Source organism: Xenorhabdus ehlersii (assembly GCF_003610465.1).
Lineage (GTDB): Bacteria > Pseudomonadota > Gammaproteobacteria > Enterobacterales > Enterobacteriaceae > Xenorhabdus > Xenorhabdus ehlersii.
In genome coordinates this window covers 60,602-81,963 of sequence record NZ_RAQI01000006.1, presented here as the reverse complement: position 1 = coordinate 81,963, position 21,362 = coordinate 60,602, and the positions used below count along the sequence as shown (strand labels likewise).

Genomic DNA, 21,362 nt, shown 5'->3' with positions numbered 1-21,362 from the left:
GCCCCTATAAATCTATATCAGCATAAATCTATATCAGCCGAAATTTATTCAACTGAAATTCATTCAGCCAAAAATCATTCTAAACAATACGATTCAGCTAAAAATCAGTCAAAAGTCCGCTAAAAATCATCCAACAACCGCTCTTCCAGTTGTTCAACCTGCTGTTGCAATTTATCCAGAAAGCGTAATTTACGGACTGTATCGGCTGCAATTGACCATTCGGCAGCATTGAGTTGCTGTTCCATCTGCTCACTACGTGTTTTAATCATTTTATGCAAGCGAGAGGAAAACTCGTTCAAGGCTGTTTCTGAATCTACGCGATGTTCAATGGCATCAAGCTCTTCACGCAATTCCAACTGCTGCATCAAAAAAGCCGTATCCTGCATCGTGTGCTGCTCATTGGACAGATCAAATCCTTGCTGAGACAGCATATATTCTGCGCGTTTCAGGGGATGTTTTAGGGTCTGATAACCATCATTGATGGTAGCAGCTTGTTGGAGTGCCAGCGTTTTTTCACGTTCTGGCTGGTTGGCAAAACGATCAGGATGAAACTGGCGTTGCAATTCCTGATAACGAGTCGCCAACTGTTCACGATCAATCGCATAACGTGCCGGCAACCCAAACAAAGTAAAATAGTCCATAAGTTACTCTTAGTTTCGCAAAATGCGGGTCAAAAAATGGGGTTAAACGTGGAAACTTTCTCCACAGCCGCATTCGCTGGAAACATTGGGGTTGTTGAATTTAAAGCCTTCATTCAGACCTTCTTTAACGAAATCCAACTCAGTACCATCAAGATAAATGATGCTTTTACCATCAACGATGACTTTCACGCCCTTATCTTCAAAAATCTGATCTTCTTCATTTATTGCATCAGCAAATTCAATCACATATGCCATACCAGAGCAGCCGGATGTTCTCACTCCCAAGCGCAACCCGACACCTTTTCCTCGATTGGTAAGAAAAGCCAAAATACGTTGGGCTGCACTTTCCGTCAGGGAAATTGACATACAACACCTCACTTTAAAACCAGTAAAGGTGGATATTGCTGCAATATCCACCAGAATTATTTTCTTTTTGTGAAAAAGTTATTTGGCCTGGCGCTTGCTCTTGTAATCAGCAATAGCCGCTTTGATAGCATCTTCTGCCAAAATAGAACAATGGATTTTCACTGGTGGCAGTTCTAACTCTTCAGCAATATGAGTGTTTTTAATTGCCTCAGCCTGTTCCAACGATTTACCTTTCATCCATTCTGTTACCAAAGAACTGGATGCAATTGCTGAGCCGCAGCCATAGGTTTTGAAACGTGCGTCTTCAATGATACCTTCATCATTGACTTTGATTTGCAGCCGCATGACGTCACCGCAAGCGGGTGCCCCTACCATGCCACTACCCACTGTTGGATCTTCGTTATCGAATGAACCAACATTACGTGGGTTTTCATAGTGATCAATTACTTTGTCGCTGTAAGCCATGTCGTTACTCCTGAAACCGTCTGATTAATGATGAGACCATTCGATGGTGCTAATATCCACACCCTGCTTGAACATTTCCCACAATGGAGAAAGATCACGCAAGTGGCCAATCGCGTTGTGAATCAACTTGATTGCATAGTCTATTTCTTCTTCTGTGGTAAAACGTCCCAAAGAGAAACGAATAGAACTGTGCGCCAGTTCATCATTCATGCCCAATGCGCGCAGGACATAAGAAGGCTCCAGACTCGCTGAAGTACATGCCGAGCCAGAAGACACTGCCAGATCTTTCAATGACATCATCAATGATTCACCTTCAACATAGTTGAAGCTGACATTCAGAATGTGTGGCGCTCCCTGTTCCAAATCACCATTCAGGTAAACTTCTTCAATATCTTTGATACCGTTCCACAAACGCAGACGCAAACCACGCAGACGTTCTGCCTCTGATTCCAGCTCTTCTTTCGCGATACGGTAAGCTTCACCCATGCCAACAATCTGGTGAACAGGCAATGTACCTGAACGCATACCGCGTTCATGACCACCACCATGCTGTTGGGCTTCAATACGTACGCGAGGCTTACGGCGAACATACAGTGCACCAATTCCCATCGGGCCATAAAGTTTATGGGCAGAAAAGGACATCAGATCAACTTTTAGCAGGCTGAGATCAACAGGCAATTTACCAACACTTTGGGTGGCATCAACATGGAAAATAATGCCACGACTGCGGCATAATTCACCAATGGTCATGATATCCTGAACAATACCAATTTCGTTATTGACATGCATGATGGAAACCAGAATGGTGTCTTCACGCATGGTCGCTTCCAACTCTTTCAGATCAATCAGGCCGTTGTTCATTGGCGCCAGATACGTGATCTCAAAACCTTCGCGCTCCAGCTGACGACAAGTATCTAAAACCGCTTTATGCTCAGTTTTGCTGGTGATAATGTGCTTGCCTTTCTTCTGATAAAATTTTGCAGCACCTTTAATTGCCAGGTTATCTGATTCTGTCGCACCTGAAGTGAACACGATTTCACGTGGATCCGCACCAACTAAGTCAGCAATTTGATTGCGTGCAATATCAACCGCTTCTTCAGCCTGCCAACCAAAACGGTGTGAACGGGAAGCTGGGTTACCGAAGACTCCGTCAATAGTCAAATAGTTCATCATCTTTTCAGCAACACGTGGATCGACTGGTGTTGTTGCTGAATAGTCCAAATAAATGGGTAATTTCATTGCTCACATGCTCCGTAAGACACTTTTAATACTTTCATTGCCACACAAGTATTTGCCGCAAGTTACGCACGCAGATTAACGTTAATCGTCTCTTGAAGTCTGCCGTTAGGGCCAGGGGTACGGCGCTTATCGCCGTCTTGACGATCAGCAACATCCAATACTTCTTGGTTATTTACTAATTCTTCTAAACTGATGCTACTCAGGAAACTGGTGATACGATCACTTAGGTCACGCCACAAGGCATGAGTCAAACACCGATCGCCGCCTTGACAACCTTCTCGGCCCTGACAACGAGTGGCATCTACAGATTCATCAACGGCTGAAATCACTTCGGCAACGAAAATTTTACCGGCATCTCTGCCCAATAAATAGCCGCCACCTGGACCACGGACGCTAGAAACCAGACCATTTTTACGCAGGCGGGAAAACAACTGCTCAAGATAGGAAAGGGAAATACCCTGACGTTCAGAAATATCGGCTAACGGCACCGGCCCTTCTTGTGAATGCAATGCCACATCTAACATAGCTGTTACCGCATAACGTCCTTTTGATGTCAGTCTCATAACAAAAACTCCGTGGTGAAATATGGGTAAAATTGTGGCATTCCTGAGTATTTTAGTCAACTATTTAACCGAGTAATTTACTCAACTATTATTTGACGCCCTTTCACTTTTTCACGTGCCTATCCCACAGCTTTCCCAACTGCTTTCCGCTATTATCCAGTTACATATTTTGTCCCGTTACACTGTATTTCCTATCGGCTGCTTCCTGTTACTTTCTGCTACAGTTTTAACTGTACATTTTTTAACTGCATCAATTTATTTTTTATCCCACTTCTCCATGGAAGTCAGTATACCACGCAGGATATTCAGCTCTTGGGTTTCTGGCCGTGCACGAGTATAAAGACGTCTTAATTTGTTCATTATCTGGCCCGGATGCGCTTTGCGAATGAACCCAGACTTTTTCAATATCTGTTCAAGGTGCTGATAAAAACGCTCCATATCTTCGACAGGTGGATACTCTACTTCGTGCTCTGGAGACGTTGCTTCTTCTAATTGCTCTTGAGCCGCAAGGTATGCCATGCGAATTTCATAGCTAACCAGCTGAACCGCCATCGCCAAATTCAACGAACCATATTCCGGGTTAGTTGGGATATAAAGGTGATAATTACACTTTTGCAACTCTTCGTTAGTCAAGCCAACACGTTCACGGCCAAAGACAATAGCAACGGGAGAGTGACTGGCGGTTTCGACACAGCGTTCACCACATTCACGTGGCTCAACCATCGGCCAGGATAGGGTTCGGGAACGGGCACTGGTGCCAATGACTAACTCACACCCAGCCAATGCCTCATCCAACGAATTCACAATCGTTGCATTGCCGATAACATCACTTGCACCGGCTGAAAGTGCGATAGCGTGAGAGTCAGGTTGAACAAGCGGATTCACCAGATACAGGTTGGTCAATCCCATTGTTTTCATGGCCCTGGCGGTTGATCCCATGTTCCCCGTATGGGAGGTTTCTACCAGAATAATGCGGATATTCTCTAACATGACGGCTTTTAAATTCAGTATAAGAGCCGAATATCTTAACACAGCATTAGTCATTTTGACGAACTACTGCTATAATGCGCGCCAATTTATTTCCCGTTCTTTAAAATTCTGGTGGAAGATACCCCATGCATCCGATGCTAAACATCGCTATACGCGCTGCGCGTAAGGCCGGCAACTACATTGCCAAAAGCTACGAAACTCCTGATGCTGTTGAAGCAAGCCAAAAAGGCAGTAATGATTTCGTTACCAATGTTGATCGTGGAGCAGAAAAGCTGATCATTGACATCATCCGTAAATCTTACCCTAAACATACGATTATCACCGAAGAAAGTGGTGATCACATAGGAGAAGAGGATGATTTCCAATGGGTTATCGATCCACTGGATGGCACAACCAACTTTATTAAACGTCTTCCCCATTTTGCTGTTTCCATCGCTGTGCGTATTAAAGGCCGCACAGAAGTATCCGTAGTTTATGATCCAATGCGCAATGAGCTGTTCACTGCAACTCGTGGGCAAGGCGCTCAATTGAACGGCTATCGCCTGCGTGGTACTAATGCTCGCGATCTGGATGGAACGATCATTGCAACGGGTTTCCCATTCAAAGCCAAACAACACACTATCCCTTACATGAATGTACTGGGTAAATTATTTGAGCGCTGTGCAGATTTCCGGCGCACTGGTTCTGCAGCACTGGATATGGCGTATGTCGCTGCCGGACGGGTAGATGGTTTCTTCGAAATTGGCCTGAAGCCATGGGATTTCTTGGGCGGAGAGTTGTTGGTACGTGAATCAGGTTGTATTGTTTCTGATTTCGTTGGTGGCCATAACTATGTCAACTCCGGCAATATCGTTGCAGGTAGCCCACGTATCGTTAAAGACATTCTGTCTGAAATGCGTGAAGAATTGACTGAAGCATTGAAACGTTAATTTGTTATTATTAAATAAATATAATTTGAGCAATGTTGTTTTTAGGGTACCTATCATCAGGTGCCCTTTTTTCTTACCTTCGTTTTTAATTAGCGCGAGAGTCAATGGGCTTCAACTTTTGGTCTCAGGAACAGGGCAGGCAACACAACCAGTGCCATCACCCAAAATATACCATTTCCTATCTGTTCATACATGAAACCAGCAATCATACTCATGACGGCAATACCGCCCCCCATTGCTACAGCAGAGTAAGTCGCCTGCAACCGGATGATTTCGTTTTCTTTTCTGGCGCCAATAAAACGCATCGCAGCCAAATGGCAGACTGTAAAAGTACCACAATGCAGGATTTGAATAATAATCAACACCGATAATTCGGTCGAGATTCCCATGAGCCCCCAGCGAACAACACCACAAATTCCTGACAATAACAGCAGATTACGGGCGCTCCAACGGCGGAATAATTGCTTGCTAAAAGTAAAGATAACAACTTCCGCCACCACGCCCAAAGACCAGAGATAACCAATGGTTGATGAGGAATAACCCGCTTGCGCCCAATAAATGGAGCCAAAACTGTAATACCCCGCATGAGCAGCCTGCAATAAAGTTACACAGAGTAAAAACTGCCACACTGATTTTTCGGATAAGAGTTCTTTAAAAGAAACGGCATTGATATTGGCGGCTTTAATCTTACCTGCCGGCATGATGGAAGGTTTCAACATCATTGCCAATGACATGGCTGTAACACTGAATAACAAAAAAGCAAGAATGATATGGTGTGTGCCAAATAACTCGCGACCGATCCAATGATTTAAACTGTCAAACGATATATTCCAGCCAAAATTCAGGCTGCTGATTGAGAAATTTATCCCATTGGCAGACATCAATATGCCCGCCAATGAAGAACTAATAACAAATGCAATCGAACCCCAAACCCTTACCTTGCCATAATCAAACGTAAACTGCTTTTGCCATGTTCCTGCCAAAGCATCTGATAAGGGAACGAGTGGTGAGAAGAATAAGTTGAAACCAATCATGATAAAGAAAAGCCATGCCCAATGGCTGTCGAATACAAAGCCAATGGTAAAAAGCAATGCCAACAATGAGAGGAGACGTAATGCTTTAATTAATTTAGCGGGGTCTTTTACCGTAGGAGAGATAACCAGACTGCCGACAAAGCGAGCTACCATTCCAACACCTAGCAATATCCCTATCATTGAGGCATCAATACCTTCACCTTTTAACCAGACAGACCAAAAAGGCAAGAATATGCCGTAAGAGAAAAAATAGGTGAAATAGCCCAAGCTCAACCAAAATGTCGATGGAACAACCATCCAAATGCCCCCGTTTTTGATACAAAAAACCCGCTCAAAACTTACGTTATGAGTCGGGCTTATTACTGATACTACATTTTATTTAAATTATGCGTAAACCGGATATTTTGCGCAGATATCCAATACCTTTTGCTTAACACTTTCAATGGTTGCTTCATCATTGATGTTATCCAGCACATCACACATCCAACCAGCCAGTTCACGGGATTCTGTTTCCTTGAAGCCACGGCGGGTAATTGCAGGCGTTCCGATACGGACACCAGAGGTGACGAATGGGCTGCGTGGATCATTAGGTACGCTATTTTTGTTAACAGTGATATTGGCACGCCCCAAGGCCGCATCAGCATCTTTACCCGTAATGTCTTTGTCCACCAGATCCAGCAAGAACAAATGGTTTTCAGTTTCCCCAGAAACCACTTTGTAACCGCGTTGCAGGAATACTTCTACCATTACTTTTGCGTTCTTAGCAACTTGATGTTGGTAGGCTTTGAATTCAGGCTCCATCGCTTCTTTCAATGCAACTGCCTTACCGGCAATAACGTGCATCAACGGGCCGCCCTGAGAACCAGGGAAAACAGAAGAATTCAGTTTCTTGTAAAATTCTTCATCGCCGCCCTTCGCCAAAATCAGGCCACCACGTGGGCCAGCCAATGTTTTGTGCGTTGTTGTTGTCACAACGTGTGCATGAGGAACTGGGTTTGGATAAACCCCTGCTGCAACCAGACCCGCTACGTGAGCCATGTCAACGAACAGATAAGCACCAATTTCATCCGCAATTTCACGCATCTTCGCCCAATCAACAACGCCAGAATAAGCAGAGAAGCCACCAATGATCATTTTAGGCTGATGTTTTTGCGCCTGGATGCGAATATCGTTGTAATCGATCTTACCTTTTTCATCAATACCATAGGGTACGATGTTATAAAGTTTACCAGAGAAGTTAACTGGAGAGCCGTGAGTCAGATGGCCACCGTGCGCCAGATTCATCCCTAAAACTGTATCGCCGGGTTTTAGCAGCGTCATATACACCGCAGCATTTGCCTGAGAACCAGAGTGTGGCTGGACATTAGCATAATCTGCACCAAACAGCGCTTTTGCGCGGTCAATCGCAAGCTGTTCAACTACATCGACATACTCACAGCCACCGTAGTAACGTTTACCCGGATAACCTTCCGCATACTTGTTAGTAAGCTGAGAGCCTTGTGCCTGCATTACTCTTGGGCTGGTGTAGTTTTCAGAAGCAATCAATTCAATGTGTTCTTCTTGACGACAAACTTCCTGTTCCATCGCTTGCCACAGTTCGGGATCGTAATTCGCAATATTCATTTCACGCTTTAACATTTGGTTCTCCTGACTCAGCTACATCTCTAAAAAATACCCCTGAGGGCCAGAATGGCACACAGTGTAAACTCTTTTTATCGAATGAGATAGTCTTGACAAAATAAATTACGCAAACGTTTGCATTACACCTTGGCAGCCCATTAGAAGCTAAATAACCTACTGTTTCGCTAATGATTACGGATTTATTACTGATATTTGTGATCCTGGTCGCGATTCATGGTAATTAAAATTCTATTTTTTTGATTTAAGGAAAGATAATTATCTTTTTTCAATTTGATATATTCCCAAACTCTATAAGTTGCATTTAAAATACAACTTATAGATTCCAGCATTATGTGAGAAAAATTCAGGAGATCCCCATGCTAGACAGTCAGGTTATCGCAACCATAAAATCGACCATTCCATTAATTGTTTCTACAGGTCCTAATCTCACTGCGCATTTTTACGAACGTATGTTCAAGCATAATCCTGAATTAAAAGATATTTTTAACATGAGTCACCAGATCAACGGTGATCAACGTGAAGCGCTTTTCAATGCCCTTTGCGCTTATGCTGGCAATATCGATAATCTGTCAGCACTCTTACCTGCCGTAGAAAAAATCGCCCATAAACATGCCAGCCTCAGTATCCAACCTGAGCATTATCAAATTGTAGGTAAGCACCTACTGGCAACGATTGATGAAATGTTTCATCCTGGTGACGAAGTTCTTAATGCCTGGGGAAAAGCCTACAACGTATTAGCTAATGTCTTTATCAATCGAGAAGAGGAAATTTATCACAGCGGTGAATCCCTGGAAGGTGGTTGGCGTCATCTACGTCAGTTTCGTGTTAGCCGAAAACAACCACAAAGTGATGTCATCACTAGCTTTGAGTTTGTGCCTGTTGATGGTGGCAAGGTCATGGATTACAAGCCAGGGCAATATTTGGCGATCTATATAGAAGATCCAGCACTTGAAAACCGTGAAATCCGCCAATATTCGCTGACCGCCGCACCAAACGGAACCCGTTACCAAATTGCCGTCAAGCGTGAACCTCAGGGCAAAATTTCAAACCACCTGCACGATAAGGTACAGGAAGGGGATATTGTGATGCTGGCAGCACCACACGGTGATTTCTTCCTTGATGTGCAATCTGATACGCCAGTCACGCTGGTTTCTGCTGGAGTTGGTTTGACTCCGATGATGAGTATGCTGCAACACCTGCATAACCATAATCACGTTGGCTCAGTAAATTGGTTCCATGCCGCAGAGCATGGCGGCCATCATGCTTTTGCAAATAAGGTAAATGAAATTTCCCAATCTATGCCTAATTTGTATTCACAAGTTTGGTATCGTGAACCTAGGGACGTAGATCAGAAAGGCATACATTACCAACATACTGGGCTTATGGATCTATCCCTCGTGGAGAAAGCAATAACGGCAGAAGGAATGCAATTCTATTTCTGTGGACCAGTGGCTTTCATGCAACATATCGCCAAACAATTGCTGGCAATGGGCATTGATGAGCAACATATCCATTATGAATGTTTTGGCCCACATAAAGTCATTTAGTACGGTTTACCTAATACACCCGAATTCTGGATAAGAAATTGAACCAAAAGCCTGTTCCAAGATCAGTATGTTAGACCAATAAAATACCGACCTAAAAAGGAGCAGGTTATGGATAAATTAGTTGAAATTTTCTGTGATATCGATGATTTTTGCCGTTTTTTCCTTCCTCAATGGGAACAATGTTGTCTCGACAACGGGCGTCGTCGGTAAGAGAAAATGAGCTGGCATTTTAAGAACTCATTTAAATAAACGAAAAGCCATTTTGTTAAAATAATTTAAACTAAATTATTTTACTTATGATTTGATTATTTTTTAAAAATGTTACCGCATTCACATAATCATAAATATTAGAGTTTATTCCTATTGTTATTTTTAGCAAAATTCATAGTCTTTTAACGCTTTTAAAAAACTATAGTTGCGTGTATTGCAAAGGAAAAACAATATTATGAAAATTAAAGCTCTTGTTGCAGTCGCTGTTTCTGCTGCAATTCTGACAGGTTGTAAGAATATTGATCAGGGAATGCTGACTCATTCTGGAATGCAATTATTCCAAGCGGCAACACTAAGTGATTCTGATGTCAAACAGTTATCTAACCAAGCATGTAAGGATATGGATGCACAGAATAAAATTGCACCGGCATCCAGCCAATACACTAAGCGTCTGAACAAAATCGCCAAAGCATTAGGTAGCGAAGTTAACGGTACATCGGTTAACTATAAAGTTTATCTGACTAAGGATGTGAATGCATGGGCAATGGCTAACGGTTGTGTGCGTGTATACAGCGGCCTGATGGACATGATGAACGACAATGAAGTAGAAGGCGTTCTGGGCCATGAAATGGGTCACGTTGCACTGGGCCACACCCGTAAAGCAATGCAGGTTGCTTATGCTACAGTTGCTGCACGTACCGCAGCTGCATCAGCCGGCGGTGTCGCCGCGCAACTGAGCGATTCTCAGCTTGCAGCACTGGGTGAAAAACTGATCAACTCGCAGTTCTCGCAACATCAGGAAAGTCAGGCTGATGACTTCTCTTATGATCTGATGAAAAAACGCAATATCAAAACTGAAGGTTTAGCAACCAGCTTCGAGAAACTGGCTAAACTGGGCAGTGGTGAAACCAGCATGTTTGATTCACACCCACCTTCACAGGAGCGCGCTCAACACGTTCGTGATCGTATCGCAGCAGATAAGAAATAATAATTTCTGTACAATACAAGTAAGATAAGTGATAACGGATTGAAAATCGGACATCCCCGCACGTCATCTCACATTAGGGTGTGGGCTAACCGATAATATTCCCGTTATCACTTTTTCAGATGATTTTAGTGACTTAATTAAATCGCTTCTTCGTCCTGCTCACCGGTACGGATACGCACAACACGGGCAACATCGAAAACAAAAATTTTGCCATCGCCAATTTTGCCTGTTTGTGCAACCTGCATGATTGTCTCGACGCAGGTATCAACAATATCATCCGGTACGACAATTTCTATTTTTACCTTTGGCAGAAAATCTACCATATATTCTGCGCCACGATACAGTTCAGTATGCCCTTTCTGACGGCCAAATCCTTTCACTTCTGTCACGGTCATACCAGTGATACCCACTTCAGCCAGAGCTTCACGCACATCATCCAGCTTGAAGGGTTTGATAATTGCATCAATCTTTTTCATGAAGTTTTCCTGTAATTACCAATTGTTACGTCCGAAACCGGAAGTTATCGGGTAACGCCGATCTTTACCAAAATCACGCTGCGTAATGCGTGGGCCAATAGGTGCTTGGCGACGTTTATATTCATTAATGTCAACCAGTCGGATCACCTTGCGCACAATGGCGTCATCAAAACCTTCAGATACCAGATCAGCCACTGATTTATCTTTTTCAACATACCCTTCGAGAATCGCATCCAAAATGTCATATGGAGGAAGGCTGTCCTGATCCAGTTGATTTGGTGCCAACTCCGCTGACGGTGGACGATCAATCACACGCTGAGGAATAGCTGGGGATACTGTATTACGATATTTAGCCAATGCAAATACCATCGTTTTAGGGACATCTTTCAAAGCATTAAAGCCACCTGCCATATCACCGTACAGGGTTGAGTACCCTACTGCCGATTCACTTTTGTTACTGGTGGTCAATACCAGGCGACGACGCTTGTTAGACATTGCCATCAAAATAACTGCGCGGCAACGTGCCTGTAAATTCTCTTCTGTCGTATCTTTTTCTGTTCCCGCGAACATGGGTTCAAGCTGTGCCATAAACGCATCAAACATGGGTTCGATGGAAACAACGTCAAATTCAACCCCCAGCAATTCTGCCTGTTCTCTGGCATCGTGGATACTCATTTCTGAGGTATAGCGGAATGGCATCATGACCGCCTGCACGTGATCTTTGCCCAAAGCATCCACAGCAATCGCCAATGTCAATCCGGAATCAATCCCACCTGACAAACCAAGCAAGACGCCTTTAAAACCGTTTTTTTGCACATAATCACGTACAGACAGCACCAGCGCCTTATAAATTTGCGCCAGAGGGGGCAATTGAGGGATCGGATTTGCCATTGGTTCAATCTTCATCTCATTGAAACGGCATTGCTCAACCTGTTCCTCAAATGCCGCCATGCGATGGGTTATTTCACCATTGGCATCAAAGACCTTAGAACAGCCATCAAAGATAAGCTGATCTTGCCCACCCACCTGATTAAGATAGATAATTGGCAAATGAGTACGCTGACAGTGGGACTTAATTAATGTACTGCGGATATTCGGTTTTTCACGATTAAAAGGAGAGGCGTTAATCGACAAGATGATTTCTGCACCAGCCTGTTTCAAGGCATCAATTGGGGCATCAAACCACAAATCTTCACAAATCAACAAACCGAGGTTATAACCCTTGAATGGTATAACACAGTTTTGATCCCCCGCTTTGAAATAACGCTCTTCATCAAAAACGCCATAATTTGGCAGTAACTGTTTGAAGTAACGTGCCACAATTTCCCCTTGCCAAAACAGGGAAAGTGCGTTGTAAAGTTTGCCATCCTGTTGCCACGGATGCCCTACCAAAATACCAACCTGAGCGCTTGCTTGTTGCAAACGTACCAATTGTTCACAACAACGCTGATGTAAATCAGAGCGGAATAACAAATCTTCAGGAAAATAGCCAGACAGCGCCAGCTCAGAAAACATAACCAGATCAGCGCCTTTTGCCTGCTGCTCCCGAACTGTCTGCAACATACGTTCGCTGTTGCCTTCAATGTCTCCTACCAACCAATTTAACTGGGCAAGAGCGATATTAAGAGTACGACTCATAGAATGCGGCTCTCCTGGGCCATAAATCATCTATCTTCTTTACTGGATTTCAGCAGCAAAGCAATTCAATCTCTATACCCGGTGCTTTTCAAGCTGCTTGTATTTCGCAATCTGAAACTTAACGGGGTATATAATTTCCATTCAGTGTAAGAATTTCTGCGGTAGCAGAAAAGTTATTCCTTAAAATCGTTAGAATCCAGTTCGTGGCGTGCCAGCAATTTATAAAATTCTGTCCGGTTACGCCCTGCCATGCGGGCAGCATGGGTCACATTACCTTTGGTTATCTGCAACAATTTACGCAGATAATTCAGTTCAAACTGCCCACGGGCTTCCACGAATGTCGGCAATGCCGTATTTTCCCCTTCCAATGCCTGAGTAACCAGAGCATCACTAATGACCGGAGCCATCGTCAATGCCACACACTGTTCAATGACATTGACTAATTGACGCACATTACCCGGCCAACTTGCTGCCATCAGGCATTTCATGGCCGTGGTAGAAAAGCTGCGAACAAAAGGTTTATGGCGTTTGGCAGCATCACGTAACAGATGATTAGCCAATAGAGGAATATCTTCTGCACGTTCGTTCAAAGCAGGAATTTTCAAATTAACAACGTTTAATCGATAGTAGAGATCTTCCCGAAACTCATTACGCTGCATGGCCTTAGGCAAGTCTCGGTGAGTGGCAGAAATAATTCTGACATCAATATCGACATCCCGATTACTCCCCAATGGGCGAACTTTGCGCTCTTGTAACACTCTCAAGAGCTTAACTTGCAACGCCATCGGCATATCACCGATCTCATCAAGGAATAATGTTCCTCCTTGCGCCGCTAAAAATAGTCCTTCTCGGCTGCTGACAGCGCCCGTAAATGCACCTTTGGCATGGCCAAATAATTCAGATTCAAGCAATTGTTCAGGTAAGGCACCACAGTTAATGGCAATAAAAGGCTTCTTCACTCTAGGACTTACCCGATGAATAGCCTGAGCCAGAACCTCTTTACCAGTTCCACTTTGCCCGTTAATCAGCACACTCACATCGGATTGAGCCACCATCTTTGCCTGTTCCAATAGGCGCAGCATCAGAGGGCTACGGGTAACGATTTTCTCGCTCCATTGTCCATCAATGGCTGGTGTTGATAGTTCCAACGCATCATCAATGGCTTTATAAAGTGCGTCACGATCAACAGGCTTGGTCAGAAAACTAAATACACCTTGCTGCGTTGCTGCCACCGCATCAGGAATAGAACCATGTGCAGTCAGAATAATGACAGGCATACCGGGATGCTGTTTCTGAATTTCCACAAACAGCGCCATACCATCCATTTCATCCATGCGTAAATCACTGATCACTAAATCTACTTTTTCTCTCGCCAGTATGCGTAACGCCTCAAAACCACTCTCTGCGGTCGTGACACGAAAGCCTTCACTGGTCAAACGCATTCCCAATAGTTTTAGCAAGCCAGGATCATCATCAACTAAAAGAAGATGGGCGGAATTGCGTACTGTCATTATTATTCGGCTCCTTTTTCTTCTGATTTTTCTTCTGAAGGATTGGCTTCCGCTTTAGTATCCGCGTTTGTTGCGGGTTTGTCTTTCAGTTCTGCTTTATTATCCGATGAAGTGTTCGCATTAGGAGTAGCAACACTACTTTGTTCTTGTTTACGGGAGGAAAGTTGGCGTTCAATATCGGTCAGATTTTCTAGTTTGCGGGACATTGAATGAAGCTCATATTCTAAACGTGCTCGTGTTTCTTTCAGACGATCAATTTTGCTATCACTGTCAAACTGGAAGCGCTGGAATTTGACTCTTTCTTCAGCAAGATTAATTTTCAGATATTGCTGTTCACGCCACAATTGAAGTAATGGCCGCAAAGCGATAGGAAATTGTGCACTATACCGATTAAAGTATTCCACCGTTTTCCTGCGTTCAGCTAACACAGAAGTCGCCCTGCCAATTAAAATACTTTGCTTAAGCACTTGATGCCAATCAGTCGGAGTCTCTGGGGCAAAACGTTTCGCCGTCTCACGAGCTTCTGCCGAAGACAACCGATCCGTACAATCGATAAATCTCAACCAATAAAGTCCGTTTTCCATCGCCGCTGGCTTCGTGATGTCCCAGATTGAATCACAATCCTTAAGACGATAATCCGTAACACTCTGTTCTGGTAAGATAGACTGCGCCAGGGTTGTCAAATTGTCTGAGCCACTCGTTTTAACACATCCTGCCAGCAAATAGGGAACGAACAATAGCAATATGGCCCGCAAGCGCAGGGTCGAAACACGTGCCAAGATAGATGGCCTGACAGCCATTTTTTTCATTGGGTTAATCACAATATTTTGCTGTTCCGTCTCCGTCATAAAGCGGTAAGTAAACCTGTTATACATATTATTTAGTCATTCTCTGCGGTTAATGGCAGTTCAATTCGAAAACATACATCAGCAAATTCGGATTCTACCAGGCAAAGCTCCCCCTGCATTTGTTTAATGCAATCTTGCGCGATGCTCAAACCAAGACCGCTTCCTTTAACTGCACCTTTTCGTTGAAGTTTTCCTTGGTAAAATGGCTCAAAGATCATACTTTTCTCTAACTCTGGGATAGGCGTTCCTGTATTGGCAATGTCAATTTGAAGGTTTTCCCCCACTTGCCGACTAGAAATCCAAATGTTACCGGATTCAGCGCCATAGTGCACTGCATTGGAATAGAGATTATCAATCACCCGTGTTAATAAACCACGCTCCGCCCAACAATAATCCATATCCAATTGAATTTCTGTATAAATATTTTTTGTCCGTGCTGGCAATTGGTGTGATAATACGACACCATCCACAATTTCTTTTAAAGAAACAATCTGATGTTCGGCTGCGCCATCCGCTAATTTGCGGTTATATTCCAGTAATTGCTCAATAAGCTGCTGTAAATGCCTGCTACTGCTATCCAAGATACTGACAACTTCCCTTTGATCTGCCGTCAGAGGCCCTGCAATTTCGTCAGCCAATAGCTCCGTTCCTTCACGCATACTTGCCAGAGGGGTTTTCAGTTCATGGGAAATATGGCGTAAAAACTCATGACGCTGAGACTCAAGCCAGGATAAACGTTCACTCAGCCAAATAATGCGTTGAGCCAATGATCGTAATTCCCGTGGTCCTTTAAAGGAATCAATCTGATTTTCCAGTGATTGCCCTTCTCCAAGCCGATTGATCATCCGCTCAATGCCTTTTACTGGCCCAATGATCATACGCGTAAACAAGGCTATCAAGAAGGCGCTTAGCAAGAATAAAATAAGGCTCTGCCAACCGAAAAATTGCCCTTTATCGGCGATATCTTTTTGCAGTTGTTCACCACGGCTAAAAATAATATTACGGGTTTCCTGTACCAAAAGATTATTAGCCCTGGAGAATTCTTCAAGTAATTTAGATGAAGCCGCTTCTGGTGCTCCATTACTACAAGAAATTTTGCTCAAACCTGACAGTAATTCATTGAATTTCTTCGTATACTTTGTATTAGCTAACATCGCCATCTGATTACCAAGCATATTCATGTACTGCCGATACTGGCGTTGATAAAGCTTTTCTAGCCGACTATCGCCTAATACACAGTATTGGCGGTAACTACGTTCCATCTCAAGGGCGACTCCAACCATCGCTTCGCTACGGCGGGCATCCACCAGCGTTGAACGATTAATCTCAGCCGCTTGGGTACTAAGCTGATCAAGACTTTGATAAGCCTGATAAGCCAAAACTAATAGTGGCAATAATACCAGCCAGAAAGCCATGACAACCAATTGGCGCAATGAGCGTGGAAATAAACGCCATTTTTTCAAAGAAATCATCTCATAACCTGTAATTACATTGATGCTACAGTTACTTTTATCTTCTTATTGAAAATGGTCAGAATAATAGTTGAAAACAGCGGATAATTGAAATAATCGGTAAATTGGAATATGCAGATGCATACATAAACACAGCGGACAGGAACAATCTGCAATAATGATGGCGGGACAGTAACTTTTTACCATCCCGCCAATGAGGAACCTTCATGCTATTCAATGAACATGTAGGTGGTGCCTCACTCCACGTGTCGCCCTGTGTTTGATAAGGCCCGAAGGCGAGTATCATTAAGTTGGACGGTAGGCACCTTACTTCGGCGTCATTCTGGGCTTTATGTGGATGTTCCCACCTCATTGCGGGCCGACATAAAAAGATGAATGAGCAACTGCTCCATATTATGCATATTACATGCCAACTTGAAAAATTATTTTTAACCAGTTGATATAATTGGAAATAAATAAAAATGTATATTTACTGCATTTTCTTATCGATACTTCTTCATATTTGATATGGATTAGTGTCGCTTATTTATGACATATTACTATCTAAAAATATTTTTCAATTTATATCAAATAATTAAACGTCTCTTTTTTGAGACACCATAAAACACCATTGTCGCAATACAGAGACACTGCCAGAAAAAATGATGAATAACACCAAAGCGTCAGATAAAAAACAGAGGCCCTGATGAATTTTCAGGGCCTTTTCTATTAACCTAACTGTTTGCGGGCATTACGGAAAATACGCATCCACGGGCTATCTTCTCCCCATTCTTTAGGATGCCAAGAGTTGCTAACAGTGCGGAATACCCTTTCAGGATGAGGCATCATCACCGTGACCCTTCCGTCAAGGCTGGTCACAGAAGTAATACCGTTCACAGAACCATTTGGGTTCGCTGGATAGTTTTCTGTCACTGAACCGTAGTTATCCACAAAACGCAATGCAACCTGCTGATGTTTTTCAAGCTCCATCAAACTCAAGTGGTTTCTGAACTCCACCTGTCCTTCACCATGAGCCACTGCGATCGGTAAGCGAGAACCCGCCATATCTTTCAGGAACAATGAAGGGCTGTTTGCCACTTCTACTAAGCTAAAACGGGCTTCATAGCGTTCTGAACGGTTACGGACAAAACGTGGCCAGTGTTCTGTGCCAGGGATCAATTCATGCAGATTAGATATCATCTGACAACCATTACACACACCAAGTGTTAAGGTATCCGGCCTTGCGAAGAAGCTCGCAAAATCATCACGTACCCGTGAATTAAACAGAATGGATTTCGCCCAACCTTCACCCGCGCCAAGCACATCCCCATAGGAGAAGCCACCACAAGCAACCAATGTTTGGAATTGATCTAATGTGATCCGCCCCTCCAATAAGTCACTCATATGAACATCTACCGCCTCAAAGCCTGCTCGGTGGAATGCCGCCGCCATCTCAACATGAGAGTTAACTCCCTGTTCACGCAATACAGCAACGCGCGGACGCACTTGTTTTGCAATATAGCAAGCAGCAATATCTTCCGCGGGGTCGAAAGTTAATTTCACATTCAAGCCAGGATCATTCATATCCTGTTTTGCCTGATGTTCTTGCTCTGCGCACTCAGGGTTATCACGCAGACGCTGCATTTGCCACGTTGTTTCTGCCCACCATAAGCGCAATGTGCTGCGCTTCTGACGATAAACTTCCATATTGCCACTGGAAATCACAAAATCATCGCCCGTCTGGGCCTTACCCAGATAGTGCACACATTCATTTAATCCATAATCTGCCAACAGGTTTTCAATTTGCTCTCTGTCAGTCTCACGAATTTGAATTACCGCACCCAGTTCTTCATTAAACAATGCGGCCAGGATATCTTCATCAAATGCACTGATATCGGCATACAAGCCACAATGGCCTGCAAAAGCCATTTCAGCTAATGTCACCAATAGCCCACCATCTGAACGGTCATGGTAAGCCAGCAATTTTTGTTCTGAAATCAAGTGCTGGATCGCATTAAAGAAACCCGCTAATTGCTCAACGCTGCGAACATCTGCGGTTTTATCCCCAAGTTGGCGATAAACTTGAGCCAATGCCGTTCCACCCAGCGCATTTTGCCCTTTACCCAGATCGATCAGCAGCAACGCATTGTCATCTTCAGTAGATAACTCTGGTGTCACGGTACGGCGCACATCTTCTACTCGCGCAAAGGCACTGATAACCAATGAAAGTGGTGAAGTCATTTCACGCACTTCCTCATTTTGACGCCAGCGGGTTTTCATTGACATCGAATCCTTGCCAACTGGAATGGTCAATCCCAATGCCGGGCACAACTCCTCACCCACTGCCTTGACGGCGGCATACAAACCTGCATCTTCACCTGCATGGCCTGATGCCGACATCCAGTTAGCTGATAACTTCACGCGTTTCAGATCCTGGACATAGGCGGAAGCGATATTGGTCAGTGCTTCACCCACCGCCATACGTGCCGATGCCGCAAAGTCCAATAATGCAATCGGTGCTCGCTCGCCCATTGACATGGCTTCGCCATAATAGCTGTCCAAACTGGCGGTCGTAACAGCACAATCTGCGACTGGAATTTGCCAAGGGCCAACCATTTGGTCACGGGCAACCATACCAGTGATGGAGCGATCTCCAATCGTAATCAGGAATGTTTTTTCCGCCACGGCAGGCAAATGCAAGACACGTTTAACCGCTTCTGCTAGCTCTATGCCCTTGCGATCCAAACTTTGCCCTGGAGCTTGCAAAACCTGCACATTTTTCAGCATCTTTGGCGTCTTACCGAGCAAGACATCCAGCGGCATATCGATTGGCTGATTATCAAAATGAGTGTCATTCAGCAACAAGTGCCGTTCTTCCGTTGCTTCCCCAACCACAGCATAAGGAGCACGTTCACGACGGCATATTTCTTCAAACAGGGCTAACTGCTCTGGTGCTACCGCCAAAACATAACGTTCCTGGGATTCATTGCACCATAACTGCAATGGACTCATGCCGGGTTCATCGTTAAGAATATTGCGTAACTCAAAACGCCCGCCTCGACCGCCATCACTGACTAATTCAGGCATGGCATTTGACAAACCACCAGCCCCGACGTCATGGATAAATAAAATCGGATTTTTATCCCCCAATTGCCAGCAACCGTCGATAACTTCCTGACAACGGCGTTCCATCTCCGCATTGTCACGCTGCACAGAGGCAAAATCCAAGTCAGCATCAGACTGACCGGATGTCATTGAAGATGCCGCACCGCCTCCCAAACCGATATTCATGCTTGGCCCACCCAACACAATCAATTTTGCGCCGACCGGAATATCCCCTTTCTGAATATGTTCTTCACGGATATTCCCGATCCCGCCAGCCAACATGATGGGTTTGTGATAACCACGCAATTCTGTACCATTATGGGAACAGACTTTTTCTTCATAGGTTCTGAAATACCCTAGCAATGCTGGACGCCCAAATTCATTATTAAACGCTGCACCGCCTAATGGACCTTCCAGCATGATGTCCAATGCACTGACAATGCGATCAGGTTTACCAAAATCTTCTTCCCACGGCTGTTCAAACCCAGGAATTCTCAAGTTTGAAACCGAAAAACCGACCAGTCCGGCTTTCGGTTTAGCTCCCCGTCCGGTTGCACCTTCATCACGTATTTCGCCACCTGATCCCGTTGCTGCACCAGGCCAAGGTGAAATTGCGGTTGGATGGTTATGAGTTTCCACTTTCATTAAGATATGAGCAGGCTCTTGATGGTAGTCATAAACACCAGTTGTAGAGTCAGGGAAAAAGCGGCCAACATGAGAACCCTCCATAACCGCCGCGTTATCTTTATAAGCAGAAAGCACGTAATCCGGCGTTTGTTCAAACGTGTTTTTGATCATTTTGAACAAAGACTTGGGTTGGGTCTGACCATCAATAACCCAATCTGCATTGAAAATTTTGTGGCGACAATGTTCAGAATTTGCCTGCGCAAACATATACAGCTCAACATCCGTCGGATTGCGTCCCAACGCCTGAAAAGCGCTCATCAGGTAATCAATTTCATCTGTAGCCAGAGCCAGCCCTAATTCAATATTTGCCGATTCCAGTGCTGCCCGCCCCGATTGCAAGATATCAATCTGTTTTAACGGCGCAGGTTGCTGGTGAGAAAACAGGACTTCGGCTTGTTCAAACTGAGTGAACACACTTTCCATCATGCGATCGTGCAATAATGCCGACAACGTTTGCCATTGCCCGTCATCCATATCAATACTCTGAATATAATAGGCGATCCCCTTTTCTAAACGGACAATCTGCTTCAGTCCACAATTGCGGGCGATGTCTGTCGCTTTCGATGACCAAGGGGATATCGTGCCTGGACGAGGTGTGACTAATATTAGTTGTCCTTTAGGCTCAAGTTTGGCCAAAGAGGGGCCATATTTTAATAGCTTATTTAATTTCTCTCGCTCATCTTCCGTAATTGGGGCATTAACTTCTGCAAAATGTACATATTCTGCATAAATGTCGGTAACAGGGAGATGTTGATCTTGACACTGGGAAAGGAGCTTAGTGATACGAAATGCCGATAAAGCGGGTGAGCCACGCAGAATTTCCATAATAATAGGTTCTCTCATCTTAGAAGCAAAGCCTGACTGATGCCTCAGGGAAACAGCAAGCATTATAGAGGAATGTTTCCTCTGACGAAACCGTTTGCGTGGTGATTTATCCACCCAACAATACACTCAATAAAATGCCGAAATGGGTTTAATAGGGTTGCACATCCCCCTTTTGTTGCGCAAAATTCCCGATTACTGGAAATTTAAC

17 protein-coding genes and 1 pseudogene are annotated in these 21,362 nt (G+C 44.1%); 4 read left to right on the top strand and 14 right to left on the bottom strand.

Annotated elements, in window-relative coordinates:
• Positions 1 to 119: 119 nt before the first annotated feature.
• From hscB to trmJ, 6 genes are all read right to left on the bottom strand, one after another.
• Entirely contained in the window at positions 120 to 641 is a 522-nt protein-coding gene (gene hscB, locus BDE27_RS16735; protein ID WP_099132105.1) for a co-chaperone HscB, read from the bottom strand.
• A gap of 42 nt (positions 642 to 683) precedes the next feature.
• The gene (gene iscA / locus BDE27_RS16730) at positions 684 to 1,007 is read right to left on the bottom strand and encodes an iron-sulfur cluster assembly protein IscA (protein WP_099132106.1); all 324 of its coding nucleotides are present in this window, start codon (positions 1,005 to 1,007) and stop codon (positions 684 to 686) included.
• A gap of 78 nt (positions 1,008 to 1,085) precedes the next feature.
• Positions 1,086 to 1,472, bottom strand: a complete 387-nt coding sequence (gene iscU / locus BDE27_RS16725) for a Fe-S cluster assembly scaffold IscU (protein WP_099132107.1) — start codon at positions 1,470 to 1,472, stop codon at positions 1,086 to 1,088.
• A 24-nt stretch (positions 1,473 to 1,496) separates the two neighbouring features.
• Positions 1,497 to 2,711, bottom strand: a complete 1,215-nt coding sequence (locus BDE27_RS16720) for an IscS subfamily cysteine desulfurase (protein ID WP_099132108.1) — start codon at positions 2,709 to 2,711, stop codon at positions 1,497 to 1,499.
• A 62-nt stretch (positions 2,712 to 2,773) separates the two neighbouring features.
• Complete coding sequence (gene iscR / locus BDE27_RS16715) at positions 2,774 to 3,274, bottom strand: Fe-S cluster assembly transcriptional regulator IscR (protein ID WP_099132109.1); 501 nt, start codon at positions 3,272 to 3,274, stop codon at positions 2,774 to 2,776.
• A 255-nt stretch (positions 3,275 to 3,529) separates the two neighbouring features.
• The gene (gene trmJ, locus BDE27_RS16710) at positions 3,530 to 4,264 is read right to left on the bottom strand and encodes a tRNA (cytosine(32)/uridine(32)-2'-O)-methyltransferase TrmJ (protein ID WP_099132110.1); all 735 of its coding nucleotides are present in this window, start codon (positions 4,262 to 4,264) and stop codon (positions 3,530 to 3,532) included.
• 125 nt (positions 4,265 to 4,389) lie between these two features.
• Here trmJ and suhB point away from each other — a divergent pair, with 125 nt between their 5' ends.
• Positions 4,390 to 5,193 carry an inositol-1-monophosphatase gene (gene suhB, locus BDE27_RS16705; RefSeq protein ID WP_099132111.1) on the top strand — a complete coding sequence of 268 codons (804 nt, stop codon included), beginning with the start codon at positions 4,390 to 4,392 and terminating at the stop codon, positions 5,191 to 5,193.
• A 101-nt stretch (positions 5,194 to 5,294) separates the two neighbouring features.
• On the opposite strand, the gene BDE27_RS16700 is transcribed toward suhB, so the two are convergent.
• Both BDE27_RS16700 and glyA read right to left on the bottom strand, forming a co-directional pair.
• Positions 5,295 to 6,524 carry a 3-phenylpropionate MFS transporter gene (locus tag BDE27_RS16700; RefSeq protein ID WP_099132112.1) on the bottom strand — a complete coding sequence of 410 codons (1,230 nt, stop codon included), beginning with the start codon at positions 6,522 to 6,524 and terminating at the stop codon, positions 5,295 to 5,297.
• A gap of 87 nt (positions 6,525 to 6,611) precedes the next feature.
• Positions 6,612 to 7,865, bottom strand: coding sequence for a serine hydroxymethyltransferase (gene glyA, locus BDE27_RS16695; protein ID WP_099132113.1), 1,254 nt, complete (start codon positions 7,863 to 7,865; stop codon positions 6,612 to 6,614).
• Between the two features lie 359 nt (positions 7,866 to 8,224).
• Here glyA and hmpA point away from each other — a divergent pair, with 359 nt between their 5' ends.
• From hmpA to loiP, 3 genes and pseudogenes are all read left to right on the top strand, one after another.
• On the top strand, positions 8,225 to 9,415 hold the full coding sequence (gene hmpA / locus BDE27_RS16690; protein WP_099132114.1) for an NO-inducible flavohemoprotein: 1,191 nt from the start codon (positions 8,225 to 8,227) through the stop codon (positions 9,413 to 9,415).
• A 108-nt stretch (positions 9,416 to 9,523) separates the two neighbouring features.
• Positions 9,524 to 9,619: pseudogene (locus BDE27_RS16685) on the top strand (IS982 family transposase); the annotation flags it as partial.
• 241 nt (positions 9,620 to 9,860) lie between these two features.
• Entirely contained in the window at positions 9,861 to 10,613 is a 753-nt protein-coding gene (gene loiP, locus BDE27_RS16680) for a metalloprotease LoiP (RefSeq protein ID WP_099132115.1), read from the top strand.
• A gap of 137 nt (positions 10,614 to 10,750) precedes the next feature.
• On the opposite strand, the gene glnB is transcribed toward loiP, so the two are convergent.
• From glnB to purL, 6 genes are all read right to left on the bottom strand, one after another.
• On the bottom strand, positions 10,751 to 11,089 hold the full coding sequence (gene glnB, locus BDE27_RS16675) for a nitrogen regulatory protein P-II (protein WP_045971762.1): 339 nt from the start codon (positions 11,087 to 11,089) through the stop codon (positions 10,751 to 10,753).
• A 15-nt stretch (positions 11,090 to 11,104) separates the two neighbouring features.
• Positions 11,105 to 12,727, bottom strand: coding sequence for an NAD+ synthase (locus BDE27_RS16670; protein WP_099132116.1), 1,623 nt, complete (start codon positions 12,725 to 12,727; stop codon positions 11,105 to 11,107).
• 173 nt (positions 12,728 to 12,900) lie between these two features.
• Positions 12,901 to 14,238 carry a two-component system response regulator GlrR gene (glrR, locus tag BDE27_RS16665; protein ID WP_099132117.1) on the bottom strand — a complete coding sequence of 446 codons (1,338 nt, stop codon included), beginning with the start codon at positions 14,236 to 14,238 and terminating at the stop codon, positions 12,901 to 12,903.
• A gap of 2 nt (positions 14,239 to 14,240) precedes the next feature.
• The gene (gene qseG, locus BDE27_RS16660) at positions 14,241 to 15,113 is read right to left on the bottom strand and encodes a two-component system QseEF-associated lipoprotein QseG (protein ID WP_244208825.1); all 873 of its coding nucleotides are present in this window, start codon (positions 15,111 to 15,113) and stop codon (positions 14,241 to 14,243) included.
• A 5-nt stretch (positions 15,114 to 15,118) separates the two neighbouring features.
• Positions 15,119 to 16,558, bottom strand: a complete 1,440-nt coding sequence (locus tag BDE27_RS16655) for a sensor histidine kinase (RefSeq protein WP_099132119.1) — start codon at positions 16,556 to 16,558, stop codon at positions 15,119 to 15,121.
• A gap of 708 nt (positions 16,559 to 17,266) precedes the next feature.
• Positions 17,267 to 21,154 carry a phosphoribosylformylglycinamidine synthase gene (gene purL, locus BDE27_RS16650; RefSeq protein WP_099132155.1) on the bottom strand — a complete coding sequence of 1,296 codons (3,888 nt, stop codon included), beginning with the start codon at positions 21,152 to 21,154 and terminating at the stop codon, positions 17,267 to 17,269.
• Positions 21,155 to 21,362: the final 208 nt, after the last annotated feature.

Coding starts and splice junctions, on each gene's coding strand:
- iscU (WP_099132107.1), bottom strand. CDS start 1,472: ATGGCTTACAGCGACAAAGTAATTGATCACTATGAAAACCCACGTAAT.
- qseG (WP_244208825.1), bottom strand. CDS start 15,113: ATGTATAACAGGTTTACTTACCGCTTTATGACGGAGACGGAACAGCAA.
- BDE27_RS16655 (WP_099132119.1), bottom strand. CDS start 16,558: ATGATTTCTTTGAAAAAATGGCGTTTATTTCCACGCTCATTGCGCCAA.
- iscR (WP_099132109.1), bottom strand. CDS start 3,274: ATGAGACTGACATCAAAAGGACGTTATGCGGTAACAGCTATGTTAGAT.
- BDE27_RS16700 (WP_099132112.1), bottom strand. CDS start 6,524: ATGGTTGTTCCATCGACATTTTGGTTGAGCTTGGGCTATTTCACCTAT.
- loiP (WP_099132115.1), top strand. CDS start 9,861: ATGAAAATTAAAGCTCTTGTTGCAGTCGCTGTTTCTGCTGCAATTCTG.
- BDE27_RS16670 (WP_099132116.1), bottom strand. CDS start 12,727: ATGAGTCGTACTCTTAATATCGCTCTTGCCCAGTTAAATTGGTTGGTA.
- glrR (WP_099132117.1), bottom strand. CDS start 14,238: ATGACAGTACGCAATTCCGCCCATCTTCTTTTAGTTGATGATGATCCT.
- BDE27_RS16720 (WP_099132108.1), bottom strand. CDS start 2,711: ATGAAATTACCCATTTATTTGGACTATTCAGCAACAACACCAGTCGAT.
- glnB (WP_045971762.1), bottom strand. CDS start 11,089: ATGAAAAAGATTGATGCAATTATCAAACCCTTCAAGCTGGATGATGTG.
- purL (WP_099132155.1), bottom strand. CDS start 21,154: ATGGAAATTCTGCGTGGCTCACCCGCTTTATCGGCATTTCGTATCACT.
- iscA (WP_099132106.1), bottom strand. CDS start 1,007: ATGTCAATTTCCCTGACGGAAAGTGCAGCCCAACGTATTTTGGCTTTT.
- suhB (WP_099132111.1), top strand. CDS start 4,390: ATGCATCCGATGCTAAACATCGCTATACGCGCTGCGCGTAAGGCCGGC.
- trmJ (WP_099132110.1), bottom strand. CDS start 4,264: ATGTTAGAGAATATCCGCATTATTCTGGTAGAAACCTCCCATACGGGG.
- hscB (WP_099132105.1), bottom strand. CDS start 641: ATGGACTATTTTACTTTGTTTGGGTTGCCGGCACGTTATGCGATTGAT.
- glyA (WP_099132113.1), bottom strand. CDS start 7,865: ATGTTAAAGCGTGAAATGAATATTGCGAATTACGATCCCGAACTGTGG.
- hmpA (WP_099132114.1), top strand. CDS start 8,225: ATGCTAGACAGTCAGGTTATCGCAACCATAAAATCGACCATTCCATTA.